24 protein-coding genes are annotated in these 22,985 nt (G+C 52.8%); 19 read left to right on the top strand and 5 right to left on the bottom strand.

Annotation, left to right across the window (positions count from 1 at the left end; translation table 11 throughout):
• The first annotated feature begins 154 nt into the window (after positions 1-154).
• From ABXT62_RS09575 to ABXT62_RS09545, 7 genes are all read left to right on the top strand, one after another.
• Entirely contained in the window at positions 155-1,018 is an 864-nt protein-coding gene (locus ABXT62_RS09575; protein ID WP_415355029.1) for an SDR family NAD(P)-dependent oxidoreductase, read from the top strand.
• A 29-nt stretch (positions 1,019-1,047) separates the two neighbouring features.
• Positions 1,048-1,455: a hypothetical protein gene (locus ABXT62_RS09570; RefSeq protein ID WP_415358192.1), complete on the top strand. Its 408-nt coding sequence runs from the start codon at positions 1,048-1,050 to the stop codon at positions 1,453-1,455.
• 26 nt (positions 1,456-1,481) lie between these two features.
• Positions 1,482-2,315: an alpha/beta fold hydrolase gene (locus tag ABXT62_RS09565; RefSeq protein WP_415355028.1), complete on the top strand. Its 834-nt coding sequence runs from the start codon at positions 1,482-1,484 to the stop codon at positions 2,313-2,315.
• 202 nt (positions 2,316-2,517) lie between these two features.
• The gene (locus ABXT62_RS09560) at positions 2,518-3,306 is read left to right on the top strand and encodes a fumarylacetoacetate hydrolase family protein (protein ID WP_415358191.1); all 789 of its coding nucleotides are present in this window, start codon (positions 2,518-2,520) and stop codon (positions 3,304-3,306) included.
• A 95-nt stretch (positions 3,307-3,401) separates the two neighbouring features.
• Entirely contained in the window at positions 3,402-4,310 is a 909-nt protein-coding gene (locus ABXT62_RS09555; RefSeq protein WP_415355027.1) for an acetaldehyde dehydrogenase (acetylating), read from the top strand.
• Positions 4,311-4,344: 34 nt separating this feature from the next.
• A complete protein-coding gene (gene dmpG / locus ABXT62_RS09550) occupies positions 4,345-5,376 on the top strand; it encodes a 4-hydroxy-2-oxovalerate aldolase (RefSeq protein ID WP_415355026.1) in 1,032 nt (343 codons plus the stop codon).
• A gap of 66 nt (positions 5,377-5,442) precedes the next feature.
• On the top strand, positions 5,443-6,459 hold the full coding sequence (locus ABXT62_RS09545; RefSeq protein ID WP_415355025.1) for an aldo/keto reductase: 1,017 nt from the start codon (positions 5,443-5,445) through the stop codon (positions 6,457-6,459).
• 24 nt (positions 6,460-6,483) lie between these two features.
• Here ABXT62_RS09545 and ABXT62_RS09540 read toward each other — a convergent pair whose 3' ends face one another.
• Positions 6,484-7,710 carry a cytochrome P450 gene (locus ABXT62_RS09540; RefSeq protein ID WP_415355024.1) on the bottom strand — a complete coding sequence of 409 codons (1,227 nt, stop codon included), beginning with the start codon at positions 7,708-7,710 and terminating at the stop codon, positions 6,484-6,486.
• Positions 7,711-7,915: 205 nt separating this feature from the next.
• Between ABXT62_RS09540 and ABXT62_RS09535 the strand changes: the two genes are divergently transcribed.
• Positions 7,916-8,599, top strand: a complete 684-nt coding sequence (locus ABXT62_RS09535) for an MliC family protein (protein ID WP_415355023.1) — start codon at positions 7,916-7,918, stop codon at positions 8,597-8,599.
• Between the two features lie 149 nt (positions 8,600-8,748).
• On the opposite strand, the gene ABXT62_RS09530 is transcribed toward ABXT62_RS09535, so the two are convergent.
• Both ABXT62_RS09530 and ABXT62_RS09525 read right to left on the bottom strand, forming a co-directional pair.
• Positions 8,749-9,921: a helix-turn-helix transcriptional regulator gene (locus ABXT62_RS09530; RefSeq protein WP_415355022.1), complete on the bottom strand. Its 1,173-nt coding sequence runs from the start codon at positions 9,919-9,921 to the stop codon at positions 8,749-8,751.
• Between the two features lie 28 nt (positions 9,922-9,949).
• Positions 9,950-10,726 carry an SDR family oxidoreductase gene (locus ABXT62_RS09525; RefSeq protein ID WP_415355021.1) on the bottom strand — a complete coding sequence of 259 codons (777 nt, stop codon included), beginning with the start codon at positions 10,724-10,726 and terminating at the stop codon, positions 9,950-9,952.
• Between the two features lie 218 nt (positions 10,727-10,944).
• Here ABXT62_RS09525 and npdG point away from each other — a divergent pair, with 218 nt between their 5' ends.
• The 8 genes from npdG (at position 10,945) to ABXT62_RS09485 (ending at position 18,726) form a co-directional block, all read left to right on the top strand.
• Positions 10,945-11,631, top strand: a complete 687-nt coding sequence (npdG, locus tag ABXT62_RS09520; RefSeq protein ID WP_415355020.1) for an NADPH-dependent F420 reductase — start codon at positions 10,945-10,947, stop codon at positions 11,629-11,631.
• Positions 11,632-12,399: a coenzyme F420-0:L-glutamate ligase gene (gene cofE, locus ABXT62_RS09515; RefSeq protein WP_415355019.1), complete on the top strand. Its 768-nt coding sequence runs from the start codon at positions 11,632-11,634 to the stop codon at positions 12,397-12,399.
• A complete protein-coding gene (gene cofD / locus ABXT62_RS09510; protein ID WP_415355017.1) occupies positions 12,399-13,358 on the top strand; it encodes a 2-phospho-L-lactate transferase in 960 nt (319 codons plus the stop codon). Before cofE ends, cofD begins: the two co-directional genes overlap by 1 nt.
• A 26-nt stretch (positions 13,359-13,384) precedes the next feature.
• Complete coding sequence (gene cofC, locus ABXT62_RS09505; RefSeq protein ID WP_415355016.1) at positions 13,385-14,110, top strand: 2-phospho-L-lactate guanylyltransferase; 726 nt, start codon at positions 13,385-13,387, stop codon at positions 14,108-14,110.
• On the top strand, positions 14,110-16,656 hold the full coding sequence (gene cofH, locus ABXT62_RS09500) for a 5-amino-6-(D-ribitylamino)uracil--L-tyrosine 4-hydroxyphenyl transferase CofH (RefSeq protein ID WP_415355014.1): 2,547 nt from the start codon (positions 14,110-14,112) through the stop codon (positions 16,654-16,656). Before cofC ends, cofH begins: the two co-directional genes overlap by 1 nt.
• A 17-nt stretch (positions 16,657-16,673) precedes the next feature.
• Positions 16,674-17,384, top strand: coding sequence for a uracil-DNA glycosylase (gene ung / locus ABXT62_RS09495; protein WP_415355013.1), 711 nt, complete (start codon positions 16,674-16,676; stop codon positions 17,382-17,384).
• A gap of 38 nt (positions 17,385-17,422) precedes the next feature.
• Positions 17,423-17,596 carry a P27 family phage terminase small subunit gene (locus ABXT62_RS09490; RefSeq protein WP_415358190.1) on the top strand — a complete coding sequence of 58 codons (174 nt, stop codon included), beginning with the start codon at positions 17,423-17,425 and terminating at the stop codon, positions 17,594-17,596.
• A 488-nt stretch (positions 17,597-18,084) separates the two neighbouring features.
• A complete protein-coding gene (locus ABXT62_RS09485; protein ID WP_415355012.1) occupies positions 18,085-18,726 on the top strand; it encodes a VPLPA-CTERM sorting domain-containing protein in 642 nt (213 codons plus the stop codon).
• A gap of 58 nt (positions 18,727-18,784) precedes the next feature.
• Here ABXT62_RS09485 and ABXT62_RS09480 read toward each other — a convergent pair whose 3' ends face one another.
• Positions 18,785-19,708, bottom strand: a complete 924-nt coding sequence (locus tag ABXT62_RS09480; RefSeq protein ID WP_415355011.1) for a YgfZ/GcvT domain-containing protein — start codon at positions 19,706-19,708, stop codon at positions 18,785-18,787.
• 134 nt (positions 19,709-19,842) lie between these two features.
• Here ABXT62_RS09480 and ABXT62_RS09475 point away from each other — a divergent pair, with 134 nt between their 5' ends.
• Together ABXT62_RS09475 and ABXT62_RS09470 are read left to right on the top strand one after the other, a co-directional pair.
• Complete coding sequence (locus ABXT62_RS09475) at positions 19,843-20,109, top strand: succinate dehydrogenase assembly factor 2 (RefSeq protein ID WP_415355010.1); 267 nt, start codon at positions 19,843-19,845, stop codon at positions 20,107-20,109.
• Positions 20,060-20,485: a protein YgfX gene (locus ABXT62_RS09470; protein ID WP_415355008.1), complete on the top strand. Its 426-nt coding sequence runs from the start codon at positions 20,060-20,062 to the stop codon at positions 20,483-20,485. The genes ABXT62_RS09475 and ABXT62_RS09470 overlap by 50 nt, the downstream gene beginning before the upstream one ends.
• 49 nt (positions 20,486-20,534) lie before the next feature.
• Here the strand turns inward: ABXT62_RS09470 and nadB are convergent, their stop codons facing one another.
• Positions 20,535-22,130, bottom strand: coding sequence for an L-aspartate oxidase (gene nadB, locus ABXT62_RS09465; RefSeq protein WP_415355006.1), 1,596 nt, complete (start codon positions 22,128-22,130; stop codon positions 20,535-20,537).
• A gap of 262 nt (positions 22,131-22,392) precedes the next feature.
• On the opposite strand from nadB, the gene rpoE reads away from it, so the two are divergent.
• Positions 22,393-22,977 (top strand): RNA polymerase sigma factor RpoE, encoded by a 585-nt coding sequence (gene rpoE / locus ABXT62_RS09460; RefSeq protein ID WP_415355005.1) that lies wholly within the window; start codon positions 22,393-22,395, stop codon positions 22,975-22,977.
• The last annotated feature ends 8 nt before the right edge of the window (positions 22,978-22,985 follow it).

Below are 22,985 nucleotides of genomic sequence, written 5' to 3'. Positions count from 1 at the left end.
GACAGAGGCTCTGGGGTAAAGTTCCCCTGTTTCGTTGAGAGAGTGATCTGTTCAGATAACGCCGCTGGTATGATGCTTAGTCATCTGGACGTCGGGCATTTGCGATAGCATATCGATACCGTTTAGGTACAACTCACAGTTGAGGAAATAGCGTATGGGACTTTTGCAAGATCGTGTCGTGGTAGTCACTGGCGCCAGCCGTGGTGCAGGGAAAGGCATAGCGCTTGCGCTTGGCGCGACTGGAGCCATTGTTTACGTGACTGGACGCACACGAAACGAAGGGGATGCGCCTTTGCCGGGCACAGTACAAGCTACCGCAGATGCCGTCACAGCAGCAGGAGGCGAGGGTATACCTGTCTACTGCGACCACGGTGATGACGATAGTGTTCAAAGACTGTTCGAGCAGGTAGCCGTTGAGCAGGGTCGGCTGGATATATTGGTTAACAACGCCACGAGTTTGCACGATGCGATGACTCAGGCAGGCCCGTTCTGGGAAAAACCGCTGGCGCTTACTGGGCTGTGGGAGGTGGGTATGCGATCACACTACAGCGCAGCGTGGCATGCGGCACCCCTCTTGTTAGCGAATGGGGAAGGTCTGATTATCAATACCTCGTCCTTTGGCGGACGTATTTATATGCACGGCCCAGCTTATGGCGCAGGGAAAGCGGCAGTAGACAAAATGTCACATGATATGGCGATTGATTTTCGTCCGTACAATGTCGCCGTCATTTCAATCTGGATGGGTCTTCTCCTGACTGAGCGCACGCAGCGTGTATTTGATGCGGAACCTGAGAAGTATGCGGATTTAGTCGCGACCGCCGAAACCCCACAGTTTACCGGTCGAGTAATCGATGGGCTGGCCAGAGATTCTAAGCTGATGGACAAGAGTGGAGGCGTGCTTATTGGCGCTGAATTGGCACAGGAATATGGTCTCACTGACATCAACGGTAGGTCCCCCCCATCTCATCGGGCCTTTTTTGGCGACCCTACCACCTATGGAAAGGCAATCGTGGAGTAGTTTTGATACCCTAAACGGCGGATGCGGTTATCGAAGTCGCCAAAACTCGCCAAATGGGGCCCAATAAAATGAAAGATGACCCCTTTGCACGCGTTATCGCGGCAGAAGCTGGCGCGGCTATCGAAGAAATGAAGTTAACGCTCATACACAATTTTGAAGCTATGATGGTGTGCTGTCGAGCGGGTGTTCCTATCCCGATCGATGATAGGGTGCGTTATCGCTATGATTCTGCTGTTGTTGCCGATCGCTGCTTGGCGCTGTCCAGCAAAATGCTCAAGGCCGCTGGTAGCGGTGGGATACGGTCGAACAGTGATTTATTGTCGTTACATCTGGATATCTTGGCGAGTCAGGCGCATGTGGCGAACAACGCCACACCGTTTGCCAGTAATCTTGGTGGAGTTCTATTTGGCGAAGAAAACGCAGACTTTGCCGTCTAAGGCGCACATTACGCGCGGGAGATATTATGAAGTTGAAAGGACGATTACCCGAGGGCCACTATGCTAACTGCGCGAATGGCTACCGAATCCATTATCTGGACGAGGGACAGGGCGAGGTCGTGGTGTTTTTACATGGCTCAGGCCCAGGCGCGAGTGGCTATAGTAATTTCAAGGGCAATTACCGACATCTGGTGGATGCCGGTTATCGCTGTATTATTCCAGATCATATTGGTTATGGCTTTTCAGACAAGCCCAACGACGTTGATCACCCCTTGTCGTTTTTTGTCGAGTGCATCAAGCAAACGCTTGACGTGGCTGGCGTAGAAAAATGCACGTTGGTGGGTAATTCTTTGGGTGGAGTCATAGCTTTGGGGATGGCGCTAGAACATCCGGAACGAGTGGAAAAGCTCGTTCTAATGGCGCCAGGCGGCCTAAGTGACCTGGCTGAATATCAGCAAATGCCGGGCATGCAGAAGGTGTTCAAGGTCTTCGGTTCAGGTGAGCCGGTGACGCCTGCTGTGATGAAGGATCTGTTTGCCACTGGCCTGATGCACAATCCGGAGCATGCTACTGATGCGCTGGTGGAAGAGCGGATGCAGATCATGCAGATTATGAATGGCCATGTGATGGCGACCATGCAAGTACCTAATCTCGTGGATCGATTGCACGAGCTTGAGTGTCCCGTGCTGGGCTTTTGGGGCATGGATGAGAAAATGATGCCTGAGAACGGCATTATGGCCATGGCCAAAAATATTAAACATTTACGCCTTGTGTTGGCGACGGAGTGCGGGCATTGGGTAATGGTTGAGCATGAAGCGATGTTTAATCGTTACTGTCTGGATTTTCTGCAACACGGCTAGAGCAGGCAGCGTTTAGACGCAAGGCCTAGCCGCCAATAGCGTGAACGCCGGCACTGCTGGATGTGCGGTGATGCTACAGCTCAAACAATCAGACAATTGATGCTGGTTGGACTTTACGCGCGGTCGAACAAAATATTGTACTGGTGAAATCCGAAAGACGTGTAAAATTGCCACCTGAATAATGGATGCAGATGAGCTTATGATGCATAAAGAACGGATCAAAGAGCTGGGGGATGAGTTGTATCAGGCTCTTCGTACTCAGTCTACCCTGGGGCCGTTGACGGAGCGGGAGGGTGATATCACTATCGAGGACGCTTACCACATCTCTTTGCGGATGGTGAGTCAGCGCCTAAACTTGGACGGTGAGCGCATTGTTGGCAAAAAAATCGGGGTGACCAGTAAGCCGGTGCAAGACATGCTGAAGGTCTTTCAGCCAGACTTCGGCTTTCTGACAGATAAGATGGAATATGCCGATGGCGCCAATATTCCCATCGCAGGCAATATGATTCAGCCTAGGGCTGAGGGTGAGATTGCGTTCCGTTTAAAACAGGATTTAGTGGGTCCGGGTGTGACGGAGCAGGATGTGCTTGACGCTACTGCCACCATTATGCCGTGCTTCGAAATTGTCGATTCCAGGATTCATAACTGGAATATAAAAATCCAGGACACAGTGGCGGATAACGCATCGTGTGGCGTTTATGTGCTGGGTACAAACGAAGTCGATCCGCACGATTTTGATTTGCCGAATTTGAAGATGACTGTTTTTAAAAATGGTGAGTTCAATTCAGAAGGAATGGGAAGTGCCGTGCAGGGTAACCCATTGACGGCTGTGGCGTGGTTAGCCAATACCCTCGGTGAGTTTGGTATTCCTTTTAAAGCGGGCGAGATTATTCTTTCTGGCTCACTGGTGCCTTTGATTCCAGTGGTTGCGGGTGATGAGATGTCACTGGTTATTGAGGGAATTGGAGGTTGTCGCTGTAAATTTGTATAGTGCCCTTGTCTTAACGAGACGTCATTTTGACGAGAGGCGCTGGTGCCGATCGATGTCACACGTAGTATAACCCTATCGAAATACAGAGATTCAACATGAGCAAAAAAGTAAAGGCAGCAATCATTGGCCCTGGAAATATCGGCACAGATCTGTTGATGAAGGCCATGCGCAGCGAGTTGATTGAACCCGTCTGGATGGTGGGTGTGGATGTGGATTCCCCAGGGCTGGCGAGGGCCCTAGATATGGGGTTGAAAACGACCGCAGAGGGTGTAGACGGCATGTTGCCTACGATGGCCGCGGACGGTGTGCAGATTTGCTTTGACGCAACATCCGCCTATGTGCATGCTGAAAACAGTCGCAAGGTCAACGAGCAGGGTGCTGTGATGATCGATTTGACCCCCGCAGCGATCGGGCCATTTTGTGTGCCGCCGGTCAATTTGAGCGAAGCGGTGGCGGCGAAGGCAATGAACGTCAACATGGTGACCTGTGGGGGTCAGGCGACCATCCCTATGGTGGCGGCTGTCAGCCGCGTACAGAGCGTGGCCTATGGCGAAATTGTGGCGACCGTGAGTAGTAAGTCGGCGGGGCCTGGTACGCGTAAAAATATCGACGAGTTTACGCGTACCACCGCTAGCGGCATTGAGAAGGTGGGCGGTGCAAAAAGTGGCAAAGCCATCATTGTTATCAATCCGGCCGAGCCACCTCTGATAATGCGAGACACCATTCACTGCTTGACTGTTGACGAACCCGATCAGGCTGCTATCACACAGTCGGTGCATGACATGCTCGTTGAGGTGCAAAAGTATGTGCCGGGCTACACCTTAAAGAACGGGCCTGTATTTGATGGAAAGCGTGTCTCAATTTATATGGAAGTTGAAGGACTAGGTGATTTTCTGCCTAAATATGCAGGTAATCTAGATATCATGACCGCAGCGGGTCTGCGCACGGCAGAGATGTATGCCCAAGAGATTCTGGCCGGTACTTTTGTGCCTGCCGCCGCCTGAATACCGTCAATAGCAAATACGAGAGAGCGAGAGCATGGACCTTAGCGGGAAAAAAATTACTATTCATGACATGTGCCTGCGTGACGGCATGCATCCGAAGCAGCATCAGATCACCGTCGAGCAAATGGTCACGATTGCCAAGGCCATGGATGAGGCGGGGATACCGATGATTGAAGTTACGCACGGCGACGGGCTGGGCGGCGCGTCGGTCAATTACGGGTTTCCTGCGGCCAGTGACGAGGAGTATCTGACGGCTGTGTGCAAAGAGGTGAAGAACACGAAGGTCTCCGCATTGCTGCTGCCCGGTATCGGCACAGTGGATCACCTTAAAATGGCTGTGGATTGCGGCATCTCGTCTATTCGGGTGGCGACGCATTGCACTGAAGCGGATGTTGCTGAGCAGCATCTTGCAATGGCGGCCAAATACCCCGACCTCGATACTGTAGGCTTTCTGATGATGGCCCATATGATAGGGCCTGAAGAGTTGGTGCAACAGCTGAAGATGATGGAAGACTTTGGGGCCAACTGTGTCTACATCACGGACTCAGCAGGCTATATGCTGCCCGATCATGTGACCGAGCGAGTCGCACTGGCGCGAGCGGAGCTAAGGCCGGAAACCGAGCTAGGCTTTCATGGGCATCACAACATGGCGATGGGTGTTGCGAACTCTCTTGCTGCGGTTGACGCAGGCGCTAATCGAATTGATGGTTCTCTGGCAGGCTTGGGTGCAGGTGCGGGTAATACGCCGTTGGAAGTGTTTATCGCGGTGTGTGATCGCATGGGCGTCGAAACAGGTATTGATTTGTTCAAGGCTATGGATGTTGCGGAAGATCTTGTTGTGCCAATGATGGACCAGATGGTGCGCGTTGATCGAGATGCTCTTACACTAGGCTATGCAGGTGTATATTCGTCCTTCCTGCTGTTTGCCAAACGCAGTGCTGAGAAATATGGCCTGTCCAGTCGCGACATTTTGGTTGAACTGGGGCGCCGCAGGACAGTCGGTGGACAGGAAGATATGATTGAAGACCTCGCCCTGGATATGGCGAAGGAAAGGGATGCTACCTAATAGCGATTAGCCGGGAGCACCCGGTCTGTTTACTTCCGATAATACTGTCAGTTTTAAGGGGCCAGCATGCAAAAGAACCGGTTAGGTAAAAGCTCTATTGTGGTGTCCGATATTTGTATGGGCACCATGACATTCGGCAACCAAGCAGACGAAAAAACGTCTTTTCGCATTATGGATATGGCTTACGACGCCGGTGTGGATTTTTATGACACGGCGGAAATGTACCCAGTACCGCCCGATGCAAAATACGCAGGCGTGACGGAAGAGATCGTCGGTCGGTGGATGAAGACAAAAGACCGAGAGTCATTGATTATCGCGTCCAAGGTAGCGGGCCCCAGCCATGTCTGGATCACTGCGCCCTTTCGAGGCGGTAAGACTGGCCTTGATCGCCACCACATTATGCGCGCCGTGGAGGGCAGTCTACGCCGCTTGGATACTGATTACATTGATCTCTATCAGACCCACTGGCCCGATGCGGATTACCCTTTAGAGGAGACCATGATGGCGCTGGACGAACTCGTGCGCTCGGGCAAGGTACGGATTCTGGGGTGTAGTAATGAATCCACGTGGGGTTTGACCAAGAGTCTGTGGGCGTCTGACACCCATGGGCTCGCACGTCACGATACTATTCAGAATAACTTTAGCCTGAATAATCGTCGCTTTGAAGATGAGCTTGCCCAGGCGTGTCGCCAGGAAAATGTTAGCCTAATTCCTTATTCGCCCTTGGGTGGTGGAGTCTTGAGTGGTAAGTACAACGGCGGGGCGTTCCCGGAGGGCGCACGCTTTTCTATGTACCTGCAATCTCCCAAACGGCAGCAGGCCATGATGCACCGTTTCGTGAATGAAAAAACGCTGGAGTCCACCCGTCGTTATCAGGCTATTGCCGCAGAACTGGAGATGTCTGTCGTCACTATGGCAATTGCCTGGAGTAAACAACATGATTTTGTAGCCTCTACCATTGTCGGAGCTACGACCCCAGAGCAGGTGCCGGAGCTGTTGGCGGCAGCAGAGGTTACATTGAGTGCCGATACCCTCAAACAAATTGATGCGGTATCGCGGGATATACTTTATCCGATGGGGTAGTTCCGGTAGGGCCGCTCAGGCGATTTAATTGCGGCGCTGGAAACGTGCGGGAATACTGCCGGGTATCCGGAACAGCGAAGGCGCCCATTGGATACTCGATTCATCAATCTCGATAGCAGTGAAGCGTTGGGCCATCTGCTGAAAAGCGATCTCAGCGTTCATTCGGGCAAGGTGTGAGCCAAGACAAAAGTGTATGCCGCCCCCAAAAGAGCAGTGCTTTGCTTCGTTGCGACTGATATCAAAGCGGTCTGGCTCGGTGAAATAAAGTGGATCTCGATTGGCGCCGATTAAAAGGGCATAGACGTTGGCGTTGGCCGGTATTGTGATGCCGCTGAATTCTGTATCCTCCCATAAGATTCTGAGCGTAATAGGGATTGACGGTTCAAAGCGCAAACACTCCTCGACGGCCGACAGCGCCAGCGTAGGGTCGTCCGCCAGTTTTTCAAATTCTTCAGGATAGCGTGAAAAACACACCATACCGTTGGCAATTAAGCCTGTCGTGGTCTCCAGTCCAGCAACAAGCAAACCAATACTTTGCTGCAATAACTCATCGTTACTTAGACGGTCACCCGATTCTTCTGCCGTCACCAATTGTCCTAAAATATCCTCTGTAGGATTCTCCCGCCGTTCTTCGATGAGCACGAGCATGTATTGCGCCAGTTCCATAATAGCGGCTTCGGACTGTTCTTGTAGCTCCGGATACGCTTGTTTGGCGAGGCGATAAGTGACCAGAGAGACCAGATCAGTGAGTTTGTGGCGGTCTTCGAAGGGGATGCCGAGCATGGCACACATGGATGCCGCAGGGACCGCCAAGGCAAGATCTGCCACTAGGTCCATTGCACCCAATGGGGCAACGCGGTCGAGTTCAGCCACTACCAGGCGCTCAATCATTGGTCGCATGGTACTGAGGGCTCTTGGCGTAAAGGCTTTGCTGACCAGGTTGCGCAAACGATCGTGATCCGGCGGATCCATTCGCAGCATAAATTTGGTTGCATTGGTCTGCTCGCGGGTTTCTCCTGGAATCAGTCCGTCTATGTCGCGCATGCCACTGTGGCTGTGTTTTAGCAGTTTCTGTATGTCCGCATAGTTCGATAAACGCCAGTCGTCCACGGGAGTGAGGTTGACCGGCTGTATTTCTCGCAGATGTTTGTAATGCGCATGAGGGTTCATTTTCAGATTTGTAGTGGTGGGGTCTACCCCATACCATCCAGGAATTGCATCGCCACCACTGGGACTTTCTGTATTATCCATTTAGGCTGGGCCTTTTTGTTTAGCAATTCGTTATTCAGTGTAGACTGACCTGTGAGGCAGGTAAAAGGTATTTGCGCGCAAGTTGAATGTTCTTTCGACAGTGATCGGGCTGCTCATCTTCTTGTTCATTTGGGCAGCGCTGCCTAGCATCTCTGGATCCGCAGAAATGTGTCTGGCTCTGCCTGATTGACGAGGAGTTTTGCTGATGAAATTGTTCTATACAGTGTGTGTTTGTCTCGCGCTTGTTGCGTGCGGAGGCGATGATCTTCGTCGCAGCTTCTCTGTAGAAGCCGATGGCTTTATTGTGGACGAGCGTCCCATTGCGACAACACTGGTCTATGCATGTAACGGTTATGAATTTGTCGCTCGCCTGGGCCCCGGTGAAATGGCACTGTGGCTGCCCGAGCGCTACGTTATTTTATCGCAGGTGCGCAGTGCATCGGGGACCCTGTACGAAGAGAATGACATCTCGTTCTGGAGTAAGGGGGAAGAGGCCATGCTAACCGTGGAGGGGCAGGACTATCAAAATTGCCACCTGCTTCCCGAGCAAGTGGCGTGGGAAGATGCCCGTCGACGGGGTGTCGATTTTCGTGGCGTTGGCAACGACCCTGTCTGGTCTCTGGAGATACAGCGTGGGCGGCAACTACTGTTTGTTCTAGAGGATGGGGCGCAGAGGATATTGGTGCCGGACCAGACTGAGGATGGCGAGGGTTTGATGTATTTCTATGCTGGCGCTACCGCAACACAAAATCTGAGGGTTAAGGTTTTAGACCTGCCCTGCGTTGATGCCATCAGTGGGGATGCCTTTCCCACTAAGGTCACAGTGCTGTTTAACGGTACCAGCTATCAAGGCTGTGGTCAGAACTTGTACTATCCTTGGGTGAACTAGATCGAACATTTAAAAAAATCTATAAACTGTTGATAAGTATATAAATTTTATATTTTTTAGAGAATATTAAAGCCGCTTATAAATAACACATTGTTGCGCCAAAGGGATGTGATGCCTGGCGGTAGCGGCAGATACTCCAACGCTGCCTGTCACCCCAAAGAGGCCACGCTTTTAAGCACGAGTCGCACCAGTTCCGCCTGTCTGGACACGCCGGTTTTAGCGAAAATGGATTTGAGCTGCGCTCTGGCCGTATGCTGCGATATATTTTGTGCGACGGACACTTGCGCCAGGCTCAGTCCACGGGCTAACAGTGTCGCAAGATTGGCTTCTGCCGGGGTCAATTCAAATAGCGCACCCAGAATAGGTCGCGATGTAGACTCCTGTAGGTCAGGGTCGCTGATGAACACGGCAGCAGAGGGGCTAACCTGACCTTCGCTCCACTGTGAAGCGGGCACGGGTCGGACAACCAGGCCGAGATCCGAGCGTCCACCCGGCCGTGGCACGCGTAACGCGCGTACCATTGAGGTTTCCCCGTGCAGCTGCTCTCTGATGATACTCGTCAGGGCCTCCTGCAGTTCTTTATTGATATTGCGACCCTCGATATGCAGGTGACCATCCCGCAGGCTCAGGCCCTCTCCCTGGTCGAGTAGGGCGCGGCCGACTGCATTGGTCGTCAACATTCGACCCTGTTCATCGAGAATGATACTGGCTACAGACAGTTGATTCACTGCGCCCGCATAGAGATCCCGCTCCGACGTCATGCGATTTAGCTTGGCGTACATTTCGATGGCACGGGACAGGTGCGGTGTAAGCAGCGTGAGCAACTGACGTTCTGTCGCTTTGAACCGTGGCTCACTGGCGCGTCGTGAAAAGCGCAGCCTAGCGAGCATACCCCCGGGCTCAGAGGTATCTACCCCTAAAATGCGAAAAAGATTGATCGGTTTAAGATAGTGAAGATAATAATCCGATGTCACCAGATCCTTGTCCGGCAGTATGTCTTCCAGCGCAATGACCTTATCCAGCGGTAAACTGACAAAAGGGTCCAGTGAGAAAAATTGTTCGCGATAGGCGCTGACTTCCCAGTCGTTAGGGTCCGCAAGGGTGACATGACTATTGTCCACATTTTCATCTTGCCGAACGCAGTTTAGGATAACCCCCTCGTCGTCAGCTGAGGGGGGGCGCAGCACTAGGGAGACGACCTGTGCATCGAGTGCCTCACGCAGTGCGGGCAAGGCACTTTGCCAAGGTTGAGGCTCTAATGCGCCCTGATAAAGGAGTCCTATCAGGTCACTGAAATCGCTTTGACTGAGTGTGGGTTTCATTAGCAGTAGATCAAGTGGCGTCTGGGGCTTATGAACTGGTGTTGGCGGCGGTCATAAAGGCTGGTTTTTCACCGCCGCCATGCACGGCAAAGTCAGTGCCGCTCACATAGGAGGCCAGCGTAGAGGCCAAGAAAAGGCAGGCGTGGCCCACATCCGTCGGCACCGCCATGCGACCCAACGGTATGGTTGCCCCGACAGCCGCTATGCCGTCTTTATCGCCGTAGTGTAAATGTGCTTGTTCGGTCTCTGTCAGTCCCACAACCAGCGCATTGACACGCACTTTCGGTGCCCATTCGACGGCCAGCGAGGTGCCGAGGTTCACCAGTCCTGCTTTGGCTGCACCGTAGGCGGCGGTGCCAGGGGAGGGCCGAATGGTACTGACACTCGCGATATTGATGATGCAGCCGCCGGATTCCTGTTGTTGCATAACCCGGTTGACCACTTGGCTAAAGTTCAACGGCGCGATCAGATTGAGCCGAATAATGGATTCTGAAAAGCGCGGCGACGCTGTTGCAGCCTCGGCATAGGGTGCGCCACCGGCATTGTTCACCAAAACATCGACACGGCCAAATTGCTCGAAAGCAAAGGCAACGCAGGTCTCAATCTGTTCGTAGTCGCGGACATCGCAGGCTGTGAAGAGCGCCTTGCGTCCGTTGCATTCGGGGAGGGACTCAGGCTCTGTCCTGCCGCAGATGAGGACGTCGGCGCCGGCTTCGAGAAAACACTCGGTGATTCCGCGCCCTACACCTTTGCCACCGCCCGTGACGATGACAGCCATTCCATTAAAATCCAGCACTTTGTCCATAATCGATGTCTCCTGATGACAGAAATGAGCACGAGGCATCTCCGTGCTTGAGCTTAGGCCATGATTTACCTAATATGCTCGGGCTGTGCGTATCCTAACTGAATTTCCATTGGCTGGAAATTTTAGGTTAGTCTTTGTTTGCCAGCTCACGGAACAATATAATAGCCATTGTAAACACGGTACTCCCTGACAACTCTACTAAATTAGGAATACGTTATATGACGACAGAAAGCTTACCGGTCCTCGCCATTCTTGGCGGCACTGGGGATTTGGGAACCGGTTTGGCCCGGCGCTGGGCACAGGTTGGATATGAGGTCATCATTGGCTCGCGCACGCAGGAGAAGGCAGAAGCGGCCGTCGCTGATTTGCGTGAAGTGATGGCAGAGCGGGGCGTCGCTGAAATTAGTGTCCGCGCTATGGAGAATTTGGCTGCAGCGACGGCCGCCGACATCGTAACCCTTACCGTCCCTTTCAGTCACCAGGCGAGTACGCTTGAACTGGTGAAAGAGGCGTTACACGGCAAGATACTGATTGATGTCACTGTGCCTCTGGTGCCGCCTAAGGTTGCTCGAGTGCAATTGCCACCGCAGGGCAGTGCGGGTCAGATCGCCCAGGAGTTATTGGGTGAAGAGGTTTATGTGGTATCGGCTTTTCAGAATGTGGCTGCTGCGCATCTGCAGGAGGGTCGGGGCCTGGAGTGTGATGTATTGGTGACGGGCAATAAGAAAGTTGCCCGGGAAGCTGTGATCACCTTGGTCGAAGCCGCTGGGATGCGCGGTTTTCACGCGGGTATGATCAATAATGCCGCTGCAGCCGAAGCGCTGACATCAGTGTTGATTACCATCAATAAACAGTACGGTTGTCACGCGGGTATTAAAATCAGTGGGCTGGACGACACTCACTAGATGGCAGCTGGATTGAGGTTGATTCCTCTGCTGGGCTTTCCTCTAGTGGAGCCAGGGGATGATGTTGCATTGCTCATCATGGAGGCCTTGCGGGCAAACGATCTCAGTTTGCAGCAGGGCGATGTGCTTGTGGTCGCGCAAAAAATTGTTTCCAAAGCAGAAAATCGTTACGTGCGACTGGCGGATGTAAAGGTCAGTGCCGAGGCAGAGGCGCTCGCCGAAAAAGCGGGAAAAGACCCTCGTCAGGTAGAACTTATCCTGCAGGAAAGTAAGGAGGTTATTCGCGTTCGCCCGGGGGTGATTATTGTCGAGCATCGCAACGGATATATCCATGCTAACGCCGGCATCGACAAATCTAATATCCGTATTGATGCAGATGATCCTCGTGTATTACTACTTCCTGAAGATCCTGATGCTTCAGCAAGAGCGCTGCGCAAGGACATCGCTGACCTCGGTGCCATCGCTCCTCAGGTGATAATCAATGACAGTATGGGCAGGGCGTGGCGCAATGGCACCGTGGGTTTGGCTATTGGCACAGCAGGTTTGGCGCCCCTTTATAACCAAATAGGTGAGTCGGATATGTTTGGCAATACGCTTGAGGTGACGGAGCCAGCGGTGGCTGATGAATTGGCTGCGGGTGCTTCTCTTGTCATGGGTCAGGCCGCTGAGGGTTGTCCCGTGGTATTAGCTCGTGGTGCAAGTCTTAAGCACTCTGATCGTGGCTCGGCAGACTTGCTGCGCGACAAATCACTCGATATGTTTCGCTGATGAAGGCCTTTCAAGAATCAGTACTTGCCCTCTCGGGGGGGGTGGGCGGGGCAAAGCTGGCGCTAGGGTTGGCGGACGCGGTAGCTCCAGGGCAACTGCATGTACTGGCCAACACAGGGGATGACTTCAGACATCTGGGTCTGCATATTAGCCCAGATATAGACACGCTTCTTTACACCCTGTCTGGCAAATCCAATCAAGTTCTCGGCTGGGGCCTAGCGGGTGAGACCTGGGGTGTGATGGAGGCGCTAGAAAAGTTGCAGGGCGAGACCTGGTTTCGGCTAGGGGATAACGATTTAGCGACCCATCTGTGGCGAACGGCCCAGCTCGCGGAGGGCGTGAGTCTGCCGCAGGTTACCAATGCACTCGCGCAGCAGTTGGGCATCAGCAGTCGAATTCACCCCATGTGTGAGGAACTGGTAAGCACTACCGTTCACAGTGAGGGGCGTGATCTGCCATTTCAGCACTATTTTGTCAGGGAGCAGTGCGAACCGAAGGTGACAGGTTTCAGTTTCGAGGGGATTGCTGACGCTAGTCCCAACGCCGATGTTATGGCCTTGCTAGCTGACGATGGATTCTCCACCATCGTCATATGTCCTTCCAACCCTTTTGTGAGTATTGATCCTATATTGCAGATTCCGCGAATGTGGACAACGTTAAGAGATTCGAAGGCGCCGTTGGTGCTGGTTTCACCTATTGTCTCAGGCATGGCTATTAAAGGGCCGGCTGCTAAAATGATGCTGGAATTAGGTGTGCCCGTCACCGCGTTGGGGGTGGCACAGCACTATTGTGAGCTTTATCCGGGGTTGCTAGATTATTTTGTGATTGACGAAAGTGACGCTACACTGTCCAACGATATTGCAGCCTTGGGAGTAAAAGTGGCGATTGCGCCGACTGTTATGAAGACTCGTGACGACAAGCAGCGTTTGGCGCGTTTCATTTTGGACCTGGTGGGCTAGGTCAAATGGCGCAGGCGCTGGTTCCATTGAAAGACCTCGTATTAGCAAAGACTCGCCTGTCCGGCGTTCTGACTAGTGTCGAGCGTCGTGCCCTGGCTCAGGCTATGGTGGAGGATGTGCTCGCGGTCTTGAGCAGCCATCAACATATTACCCGTATTACGCTGGTGTCCGATGACCCCGGAGCCAGTATGTTGGCGCAAAAATACGGAGCTGATTGCTGGACCGAGAGCTCCCTAGGGTGTCGCGGTCTGAACCCTCTGATACAGTGCGCTAGTGAACGGTTGCTGGCTGCTGGAGAAGAGCCTCTTGTGGTTCTGCATGGCGACCTGCCACTGTTGACAAGGGAAGACATTGACCTTGTATTGGCAAGCCAGCAGGCACTGAACGGCTTGATAGTGGGCTGCGACAGTAAAGGCATGGGTACTAATCTGTTGGCATTTAATGCGGCAAGTACGCCGCGCTTTTGTTTCGGTGCCGACAGCTGCGCGGCGCATATCGCTGGTGCAAAAAATACGGGTGTGGCAGTGCAGATCTTGCAAAGGTCAGGTATAGGTCTGGATGTGGATGAAGCGCCGGACTTACAATGTATTATGGACGAGCTGCATGTCAACACTGCGAGCAATACCGCACAGTTACTTTATAATACCGAACTGGGTGCGCGTGTGACCCTAGCTTTGACCGCTATGATGGGTGATACAGAATCAGGTGGCGCAGATTTGATTGATGAAGTGAAAAGAGGAATTGCAAGCTGATGTCGGATTGGCAATTTTTGCAAAAGCAACTGCTACATGGCGAAATGCTCAACGATCAACAGTCACTGTCTCTGGCGGACTTTGATGACACTGAAGCGTTGGTTCGAGTCGCGTCTGTCATGCGTGATCGCGGCCACCAGAATGTGATCACCTATTCACGCAAGGTGTTTATCCCCTTAACCCATTTGTGCAGGGATGTCTGCCACTACTGCACGTTTGCGCGCACGCCAAAAAAAATCGAACAGCCCTATATGCCTATCGAAGAGGTGCTTGAGCTATGTCGGCAGGGGGCCAGTGTGGGCTGTCAGGAAGCGTTGTTTACTCTGGGGGAGAAGCCGGAGCTACGCTATAGCGCTGCACGGCGCGCCTTGCAGGAAATGGGTTTTTCCAGCACGCTCGATTATGTCAAGGAGGTCGCTCGCCGGGTTTTGGCGGAGACAGGGCTGCTGCCACATATTAATGCCGGATGCATGGATGCGGATGAAATTGCCGGATTGCGTCAGGTCAGTGCGTCAATGGGTATTATGTTGGAGTCCGCGTCGCAGCGTTTGTGTGAGAAGGGCATGCCTCATTATGGTTCGCCGGATAAGGAGCCAGCCAGACGATTGCAGACCCTAGAGCTGGCAGGGCAGGCCTCAGTGCCCTTTACGTCGGGCATACTTATTGGTATTGGCGAAACGCGCTATGAACGCATTGAGTCCTTGCTGGCCCTGCGCCAAGTCAACGAGCGATACGGCCATTTGCAGGAAGTCATTATTCAGAACTTTCGCGCCAAGCCGGGCACTCTCATGTCGGCTGCACCGGAGCCGGACCTTAACGAATTGTTATGGACTATTGCGATTGCACGCCTGATTTTTGGTGCGCAAATGAATATCCAGGCGCCGCCTAATCTCAGCCCCGGCGTGTTGCCGCAATTGGTCGCCGCAGGGATTAATGATTGGGGCGGTGTCTCTCCAATCACGCCCGACTATGTGAACCCAGAGGCCCCTTGGCCGCAGTTGGAGCGACTAGCCGATGAGACTGCCGCTGCAGGAAAGTTTCTTGAACAGAGGCTCACGGTTTATCCTGCTTATGTTGTCGAAGGCGAGCGCTGGCTGGATGATAGTGTGCAGACTCCGGTGTTGCGACTATCGGATGCTGCGGGATTTGCGCGACGCGACAGTTGGGTGCCTGGCGAGGAACATAGTGTGCCTGCGATTGAAGCGAGATTGTTGGCGACCCAGGTGGAGCCCGATGCGGTATCTTCCGATGTGCTGGATATCGTTGAGCGGTGTTGGCAGACCGGTCCGTTGACAGAGGCAGATGTTACTCGACTGTTCAATGTCCGCGGTGCTGATTTTTCCTATGTCGTTGCTCAGGCTGACCAGCTGCGTGAAAAAGTGAACGGCGATACGGTAAGTTATGTCGTCAACCGCAACATTAATTACACCAATGTTTGTTATTTTAAATGTCAGTTCTGCGCCTTCTCTAAGGGCAAGCAGAGCGAAAATTTACGCGGCAGGCCCTATGATATTACCGGTGAAGATATTGCCGGGCGTTGCAGCGAGGCCTGGGATCGAGGCGCGACCGAGGTCTGCATGCAGGGTGGGATTCATCCTGACTACACCGGCCAAACGTATCTGGATATTGTCAACACTGTTCGCAGTGCGACGCCTGAAATGCATATCCACGCATTCTCGCCGCTGGAGGTATGGCAGGGCGCAGCCACACTTGGCGTTAGTGTCCCGAATTTTTTGCGGCAGTTGCGACAGGCGGGGCTCAACACGTTGCCGGGCACTGCGGCGGAAATTTTGCACGACGAAGTTCGCGCAAATTTATGTCCCGATAAACTCAACACTGAGCAGTGGTTGGAGGTTATGGCGGCATCGCATGCTGAAGGTATGCGCACCACGGCAACGATTATGTACGGTCATATCGATCGCCCTCGGCACTGGGCGAGCCATCTGATGCATATCAGGTCATTGCAACAGCGTACCGCGGGCTTTACTGAGTTTGTGCCCCTGCCGTTCGTGCATATGGAAGCGCCGATGTATCTCAAGGGCAAAGCGCGACGTGGGCCGAGTTTTCGTGAAGCGATTTTAATGCATGCGGTAGCTAGGTTGGTGTTTCACGGGCTTATAGAGAATATTCAGGCTTCGTGGGTGAAGATGGGCAGAGAAGGTGTCGCGGCTTGTCTGAATGCAGGCGTCAATGACTTGGGCGGCTCATTGATGAATGAGAGTATTACTCGCGCAGCAGGTTCTGGTCATGGGCAGGAGTGGGAGCCGGAGCTGATTGAAGCACGGATCCATGCGGCGGGGCGTCAGCCGCGAATGCGTACGACACTCTATGGCGATGCTGCTCAAGAGCGCCGTAATGCAGCCTTTAATGCGGCTCCGCTGGCCGCAGTTCGCGGCGCTTCTGCGGCTAAGCAACAGCGTCGTAAGCGTTTGTTAGCAGTAGAAAAGCCGCTAGGCACACCCGACACGATGGAAGTGAAGTGGATTCATGAGTCACAGGACCGCACTGTCTACGAAAGTGTGGTGTTGATGGCAGCCTGCAACTGACATGTATTCTGCACGAAATGACCACAGAGACCAGTTGGAGTATTGATTTAGAGCCTAGTTGGTTGAAGTCGCTGGCTGTAGAATTCGAGCAATCTTACATGCAGCACTTGCAGGCTTTTTTGTTGTCGGAGGAGAAGGCGGGTAAACGAATCTGTCCCAGCGCTAACGAGTTGTTTAGTGCTTTTCGACATACTCCCTTGGACAAGGTCAAGATTGTTATTGTCGGGCAGGATCCTTATCACGGAGAGGGCCAGGCGCACGGGCTTTGCTTTTCGGTGAAGCCCGGTGTGGCGGTGCCGCCATCGTTAAAGAATATTTACAAGCAACTACACGCGGAATTCGGCCTGCCAATACCGGCGCATGGAGACCTCACAGCTTGGGCCGATCAGGGCGTACTGTTGCTTAATAGCGTCTTGTCGGTGGAGTCTGGCAAGGCGGCATCGCATCAGGGCAGGGGGTGGGAGACCTTCACCGACAGTGTCATTGACATCATCAATCGGCAAAGGGAAGGCGTGGTTTTTTTATTGTGGGGAAGGTGTGCCCAGCACAAGGGATTACTTGTCGACCGCGCACGCCACTGCGTGCTGCAGGCGCCTCACCCTTCACCGCTAAGTGCCTATCGCGGTTTTTTTGGCTGCGGACATTTTTCTATGGCCAACGATTATTTGCAGGGTAGGGGAATAACGCCCATTGACTGGAGTTTGCCTGAGCATGGTCCGTTGGGATAAAGCACCGGGTCCCTTTCGCAGACAGACTATGCGTTTAAATACTGTTCTATAACCCAGTCAACCTTAACGAGCGCACTAAAAAGCAGTGGCAGAAGTTCGCCCCTGAGCTAGTTGAGCAAGGTCTGTTGACTCCTCTGTACAGTTACCCGTTTGCGATAGCCTGCAGGGCCTACGGGTATTACGAGCATGCGAATGAGCAAGTTAAGCTATAGGTTGGTGCACTTCCTCCCAGAAACCCGCTAAGCGGGCCCCACGTCACCAGGGTTCCTCCGCCATAGGGACGCCTTCGGATACTGATTTAAATCAGTTACTTACGAGAGATCGGAGGTCTTTTTTGTCTCAAATAGGGTTAAGCGGCCATAAACCATGCGGCTTCCTGCCCCTCTATTGGTTTAGTGAGGTCACAGGGATCGTTTGACAAGCCCATTGAGGTGGCCGATGCGGCTGCATCGAGTCGTGGTTCTCAAATACATTCACTATAAATGCAAAACCTGCCCAAAAGTACAATGGCAGCGCTGATTAGCATGCGTAAAGTCCTAATCTCGGGCAGTAATAGAATTTACTACGATCCGAAAAAGAGTGCCAAGGGAATGGCATCAGAATAAAAACATGAGGGAAGTTTTGGCTAGTGAACGCTATTTGGCCAAAAATATTCTCACCGTCTAGAGATTACCGATGACTTACAGCGGAGAAGCTTAAAATGACGATGAAAACAGCAAAAAAATTAATGAAGACGTCAGCGTTACTGGGATTTGTTGTCCTTGGATCGTTGTCTCTTAATGCAGCAGCGGCTGTGATCACTTTTGGCACGGGGACCGCCGGGTTCGGTGGTGATATCTCGTTTTCTTTCTCGCCCAGCGGCGGTGTATTAGAAGGCGCTAACATCAACATTGGTGCGCTAACCATTGCAGGATCATCGGCAGATGGTGCTTATAAGGTTAAAAATGGGGTTCTGAGTTTCAACACTGGGACAGAGACGTTGAGTATTAAAGGGAAGGTTAAGGGTTTAGGCATCACTACGCGACAGACACTGCTCAGTAGCACGATGGATGATTTTTCCTACGATTATAGTAATGGCAACACCCTCAATTTCTTTAGCGCCTCGGGTTCTTCTACATTAAGCACTAATTTGCTCAGCGCAATTGGGCTATCCGGCACAGGGTTTGATTACTTCGGCTATTCGATTGACGCAAATTCGCTGGGGCAGGTTATCGATGCTGGTGTGATTAATACCTCTAACGCGTCGGTAGTGCCCCTTCCCGCCGCCGCTTGGTTGTTTATATCTGCAATCGCAGGCTTGGCGAGTGCGAAGCGCCTGTCGCGCGCAAAGGGCACCGCATAATAGGCTGCTTAAGGTTTGGCGTTACCCGCAGCGCGAGGAGCGCCTCGCTTTTTTGTGATTACTCTGAGTCTATTGAATAAGGTAGCTCGCGCCCAACCAACAACGGGCCGTCAACGGCGCCGACATGGAGTTCGTGTGTCAGGCCGTCTTTCGTGGCGGCGACCAGCGCAGTGGTGTCTCCCCCCACGGTGCACCAGTTGACGATACTGCCAATACTTTTTCCCGATAGCGCATCATATACGGCAGTGCCTACGGTGGGGTTGCTGTTAACGGCGAGTTGCGCTAAACCGGTGCGGCGCTTGGGTTTGCCTAGGTAGTGTAAGCGCGCTACGACTTCCTGGCCGGTATAGCAGCCTTTTTTGAAACTAATATGACCGGTGAGGTCGTAGTTGAGTGTCTGCGGGACGAATTCTTCCTTCGTGGCGGCCTCGATGCGGACGATACCATTGGTCATCTGCAGGGCTTGCCACTCGGGCTCGGTCGCTAATTGTATCGCCTCACCCATAGTGTCCTGTGGGAATGATTCATGTAAATAACATTCGAACTGCTCGCCACCCTGATCGGTCTGCACTACAACGAAATTGTCTCCATGGACCGCACCGAAGCGCTCTGAGGGTGCTTGGCCGAAGAGCTTGGTTAGCGCCGTGGCAGCACCTGAGCCCCAAACTGCATAGGGTTTCCAGTCCTCTCTGGTGTCGTCGAGCGCTGCTTTTGAAAAAATAATGTATTTGCCAAATGCCGCGCTGCTGCTTGCTCGGATACTCCGATGCATGCGCAGTGCAAAATGATCTGTACCTAACTGACACAGAAGAAAGTCGCAGACGACCCTGCCCTGCGGTGTGCAAAAAATACCGAGCAGGCCTCGATTTTTGTCTATTAGGCGGGTGTCACAGGTTGTCTGGCCCTGCAAAAATTTAAGTGTGTCGGGTCCGGTAATATGGAGTAAAGACTCTTGTTCTAAACAGGTGTAAAGGCAGTTCAAGTGTTGTTACCTCGCATGATCGACGGGCAATAATAGGCTGTGTCACCCACAATGTCAGTAACGAAGCACGTCAGCAAAGCAATTAAACGATATAATGGGCACTATAGATGGTCCTCTGAGAGAATTTTGTTGGCATGATAGATAAAGAAGATATTAATCGTATGCGATGGGCCGCAAGGCGAGGTATGTTGGAACTCGACCTGATGCTTGAGCCATTTGTCAGTGCGCGATACGCACAGCTCGATGAGACCGATCGCCATAGGTTCCGACAATTGATGCTATGCGAGGATCAGGATTTATTTGCCTGGCTCATGCTACGCGGGGCGCCGGACGATGAGGAGCTAACGGGGATTGTCAGCCAGATACGCCAATTCACCCGCTCTGCGCCTGAAGATCGGTGAGTCAGGATTGCGAGGAGCGCTGTACGGCGCGCTTTGCCTGATCATACTCTATGCTCTGTGCTCGATTTGGGCGCGCGGCTATGCATTTCTGGTTGTTTCTTTGTCGGTCATTGCGTTTATTCTATTGTGGCTGCTGCGCTGCAACCCTATGCGCGGTGCCGAGCTGTGTTGGCGCGAGGGTCGCTGGACACTCGAGCGAGACGGCGTTATCAGGGAAATTTGCCCGAGTAAGGGTAGTACGATACTGCCCTGGTTTGTTTATATTGCGTTCACTGATATAGCAGCAGGTTCTGCGGGGCATATTTGGCTTTATGCTGACAGTGTACCCAAGCGTCAGCTACGTCGGTTGCGTGTCCGGCTGACGCTGCTGCGCTGAGTGTTGTGCGGGGCCACCGGTCCCGACGACGATAAAGGTTTTTACAGCACTACAGGGGAGAGTTATCTGGCACTAGAATGGTATCTTCGGCCACTGGCAGGAGCTCTGGGTAGTCTAGTGTGTAGTGAAGTCCGCGACTCTCTTTACGTGAAATCGCGCACTGAATCATAAGCTCGGCGACCATCGCTAGGTTGCGTAGCTCGAGTAAGTCGTTGCTAACTTTGTAGTTGCCGTAATATTCTGCTATTTCCGCTTGCAGCAGCTGTACTCGATGTAAAGCACGCCGTAAACGCTTGTTGGTTCGCACAATGCCAACATAATCCCACATGAAACGACGTAACTCATCCCAGTTGTGGGAGATCACTACATCCTCATCGGAGTCTGTTACTTGACTCTCATCCCAAGGAGCGGCGCCAGTGGGGGTCGGTATTTGGCCTAGATTGTCGGCAATATGATGGGCTGCAGACTCCGCGTAGACAATGCATTCAAGCAGGGAATTACTGGCCATACGGTTAGCGCCGTGCAGGCCGGTACAAGAGGACTCTCCTACAGCATACAATCCAGCGACGTCAGTGAGGCCGTGGTTGTCCACCAGAATGCCGCCGCAGGTGTAATGGGCCGCGGGGACCACGGGTATGGCTTCGGCGCTAATGTCGATACCAAGTTCTAGGCAGCGTGCCATGACAGTGGGAAAGTGGCTGTTTATAAACTCAGGAGATTTGTGTGAAATATCCAAAAAGACGCAGTCGGCACCGAGCCGTTTCATCTCGTGATCTATCGCACGTGCCACAACATCACGCGGCGCCAGTTCGCCGCGCTCGTCGAAATTTTGCATGAAGGGCGTCCCATCGGGTAAAAGTAGCCTGCCGCCTTCTCCACGAATGGCCTCGGTGATCAAGAAGGATTTGGCCTTGGGGTGGTATAGACAGGTGGGATGAAACTGGTTAAATTCCAAATTGGCTACCCGACAGCCGGCTCGCCAGGCCATAGCAATTCCATCTCCGCTGGCGCCATCGGGATTACTGGTGTAGAGGTAGGCCTTGCTGGCACCGCCAGTGGCCAGAACCACTGAAGAAGCCTGAAACAGATCAACATGGCCGCTCTGCTCATCGAGAATGTAGGCCCCTTCACAACGCCCATTATTCACTACCAAATCCACCGCAACCCGGTGTGTGAAGACTTCAATATTTGCGGCAGCAATGACCCTGTCCGTTAGGACTTCGGATATCGCCCGTCCGGTGCGATCAGCAGCGTGTATGATACGTCTGTGGCTGTGACCGCCCTCCATCGTCAGGTGGAACTCCTTACCTGGCCGATTGCGGGGAGCTTCTCGAAGATCGAAATCGACGCCCTGTTCTACCAACCATTCGACACAGCGTCGGCTGTTGCTGACGGTGAATTCCACAGCGTCTCGGTGGCATAGTCCCGCTCCGGCTGCTAGGGTGTCGGCCACATGGGAATCAATGGTATCTCTGTTGTGGAGCACTGCAGCCATGCCGCCTTGCGCCCAAAAGGTCGACCCCTGATTCAGGTCCGCCTTGGTCAGCAGAGCAACCCGACAGTTGGCTGGCAAGCGCAGCGCTAGACTGAGACCGGCGGCGCCGCTCCCAATAACTAATACATTGTGTTGATGCCGCCTCGCCATGTTGCTCACTACTTGATGCTTTAGAAGGTGAAATATATGATGTGGCTCAAAGACTTAGCCTCATCAGTCTGAACAAACGGAGTATATACGACCTCGTGGGAAATACGGAAGCAATCCACAAGCAATTTTCTTGGCCACCACTCGCCTTGATGTATATCGCCCGAGCTGTCATGCGAACTAAGTGGAGTTTTTGTTGTCTATTACTGAATAGTCTTATATCCAGTCGGACAGTGGTATCATGTGCTAGGGAAGGGAGCTACACATGACTGTCATCGCGACGGATCAACAACTTGTCGCCAGAGTACAAAAGGGTGATTCGAGGGCGTTTGATATGCTGGTCTTGAAATATCAGCACAAAATATTTAGTTTGATAAGTCGCTACGTGCGGGATGCTGATGAAGTTCAGGACGTTGCGCAGGAGGCTTTTATTAAGGCCTATCGATCACTCCCTGGTTTTCGGGGTGATAGTGCTTTTTATACCTGGTTGTATCGTATTGCGATCAACACCGCGAAAAATCATCTGGTGTCACGCTCGCGACGTCCTCCGGGGTCAGATGTTGAGCTTGAGGACGCCGAGTACTTTGAAAGCGGAGGGGGTTTACGCACGATTGAAACCCCCGAGAATGCGCTATTCGGGGAGGAGTTGAAGGCGGTGGTGCAGGGTGCAATTAGCGCACTATCAGAGGATCTCCGAACGGCCATAACGTTACGTGAATTCGATGGCCTAAGTTACGAGGATATCGCTGACATTATGGACTGCCCTGTCGGTACCGTGCGCTCACGCATATCCAGGGCACGTGAGGCGATAGATGTGTTGGTGCGCAAGCAAATGGATAGCGAGGCGTGATGCTCTAT

The organism is Halioglobus sp. Uisw_031, assembly GCF_047729875.1.
GTDB lineage: Bacteria > Pseudomonadota > Gammaproteobacteria > Pseudomonadales > Halieaceae > Marimicrobium.
This window is presented reverse-complemented; position numbering and strand designations above follow the sequence as displayed.

Excerpts from the sequence above, each read along its gene's own strand:
- ABXT62_RS09575 (WP_415355029.1), top strand. The coding sequence starts at position 155 with ATGGGACTTTTGCAAGATCGTGTCGTGGTAGTCACTGGCGCCAGCCGT.
- ABXT62_RS09565 (WP_415355028.1), top strand. The coding sequence starts at position 1,482 with ATGAAGTTGAAAGGACGATTACCCGAGGGCCACTATGCTAACTGCGCG.
- ABXT62_RS09560 (WP_415358191.1), top strand. The coding sequence starts at position 2,518 with ATGCATAAAGAACGGATCAAAGAGCTGGGGGATGAGTTGTATCAGGCT.
- ABXT62_RS09555 (WP_415355027.1), top strand. The coding sequence starts at position 3,402 with ATGAGCAAAAAAGTAAAGGCAGCAATCATTGGCCCTGGAAATATCGGC.
- dmpG (WP_415355026.1), top strand. The coding sequence starts at position 4,345 with ATGGACCTTAGCGGGAAAAAAATTACTATTCATGACATGTGCCTGCGT.
- ABXT62_RS09545 (WP_415355025.1), top strand. The coding sequence starts at position 5,443 with ATGCAAAAGAACCGGTTAGGTAAAAGCTCTATTGTGGTGTCCGATATT.
- ABXT62_RS09540 (WP_415355024.1), bottom strand. The coding sequence starts at position 7,710 with ATGGATAATACAGAAAGTCCCAGTGGTGGCGATGCAATTCCTGGATGG.
- ABXT62_RS09535 (WP_415355023.1), top strand. The coding sequence starts at position 7,916 with ATGAAATTGTTCTATACAGTGTGTGTTTGTCTCGCGCTTGTTGCGTGC.
- ABXT62_RS09530 (WP_415355022.1), bottom strand. The coding sequence starts at position 9,921 with ATGAAACCCACACTCAGTCAAAGCGATTTCAGTGACCTGATAGGACTC.
- ABXT62_RS09525 (WP_415355021.1), bottom strand. The coding sequence starts at position 10,726 with ATGGACAAAGTGCTGGATTTTAATGGAATGGCTGTCATCGTCACGGGC.
- npdG (WP_415355020.1), top strand. The coding sequence starts at position 10,945 with ATGACGACAGAAAGCTTACCGGTCCTCGCCATTCTTGGCGGCACTGGG.
- cofE (WP_415355019.1), top strand. The coding sequence starts at position 11,632 with ATGGCAGCTGGATTGAGGTTGATTCCTCTGCTGGGCTTTCCTCTAGTG.
- cofD (WP_415355017.1), top strand. The coding sequence starts at position 12,399 with ATGAAGGCCTTTCAAGAATCAGTACTTGCCCTCTCGGGGGGGGTGGGC.
- cofH (WP_415355014.1), top strand. The coding sequence starts at position 14,110 with ATGTCGGATTGGCAATTTTTGCAAAAGCAACTGCTACATGGCGAAATG.
- ung (WP_415355013.1), top strand. The coding sequence starts at position 16,674 with ATGACCACAGAGACCAGTTGGAGTATTGATTTAGAGCCTAGTTGGTTG.
- ABXT62_RS09485 (WP_415355012.1), top strand. The coding sequence starts at position 18,085 with ATGACGATGAAAACAGCAAAAAAATTAATGAAGACGTCAGCGTTACTG.
- ABXT62_RS09475 (WP_415355010.1), top strand. The coding sequence starts at position 19,843 with ATGATAGATAAAGAAGATATTAATCGTATGCGATGGGCCGCAAGGCGA.
- nadB (WP_415355006.1), bottom strand. The coding sequence starts at position 22,130 with ATGGCGAGGCGGCATCAACACAATGTATTAGTTATTGGGAGCGGCGCC.
- rpoE (WP_415355005.1), top strand. The coding sequence starts at position 22,393 with ATGACTGTCATCGCGACGGATCAACAACTTGTCGCCAGAGTACAAAAG.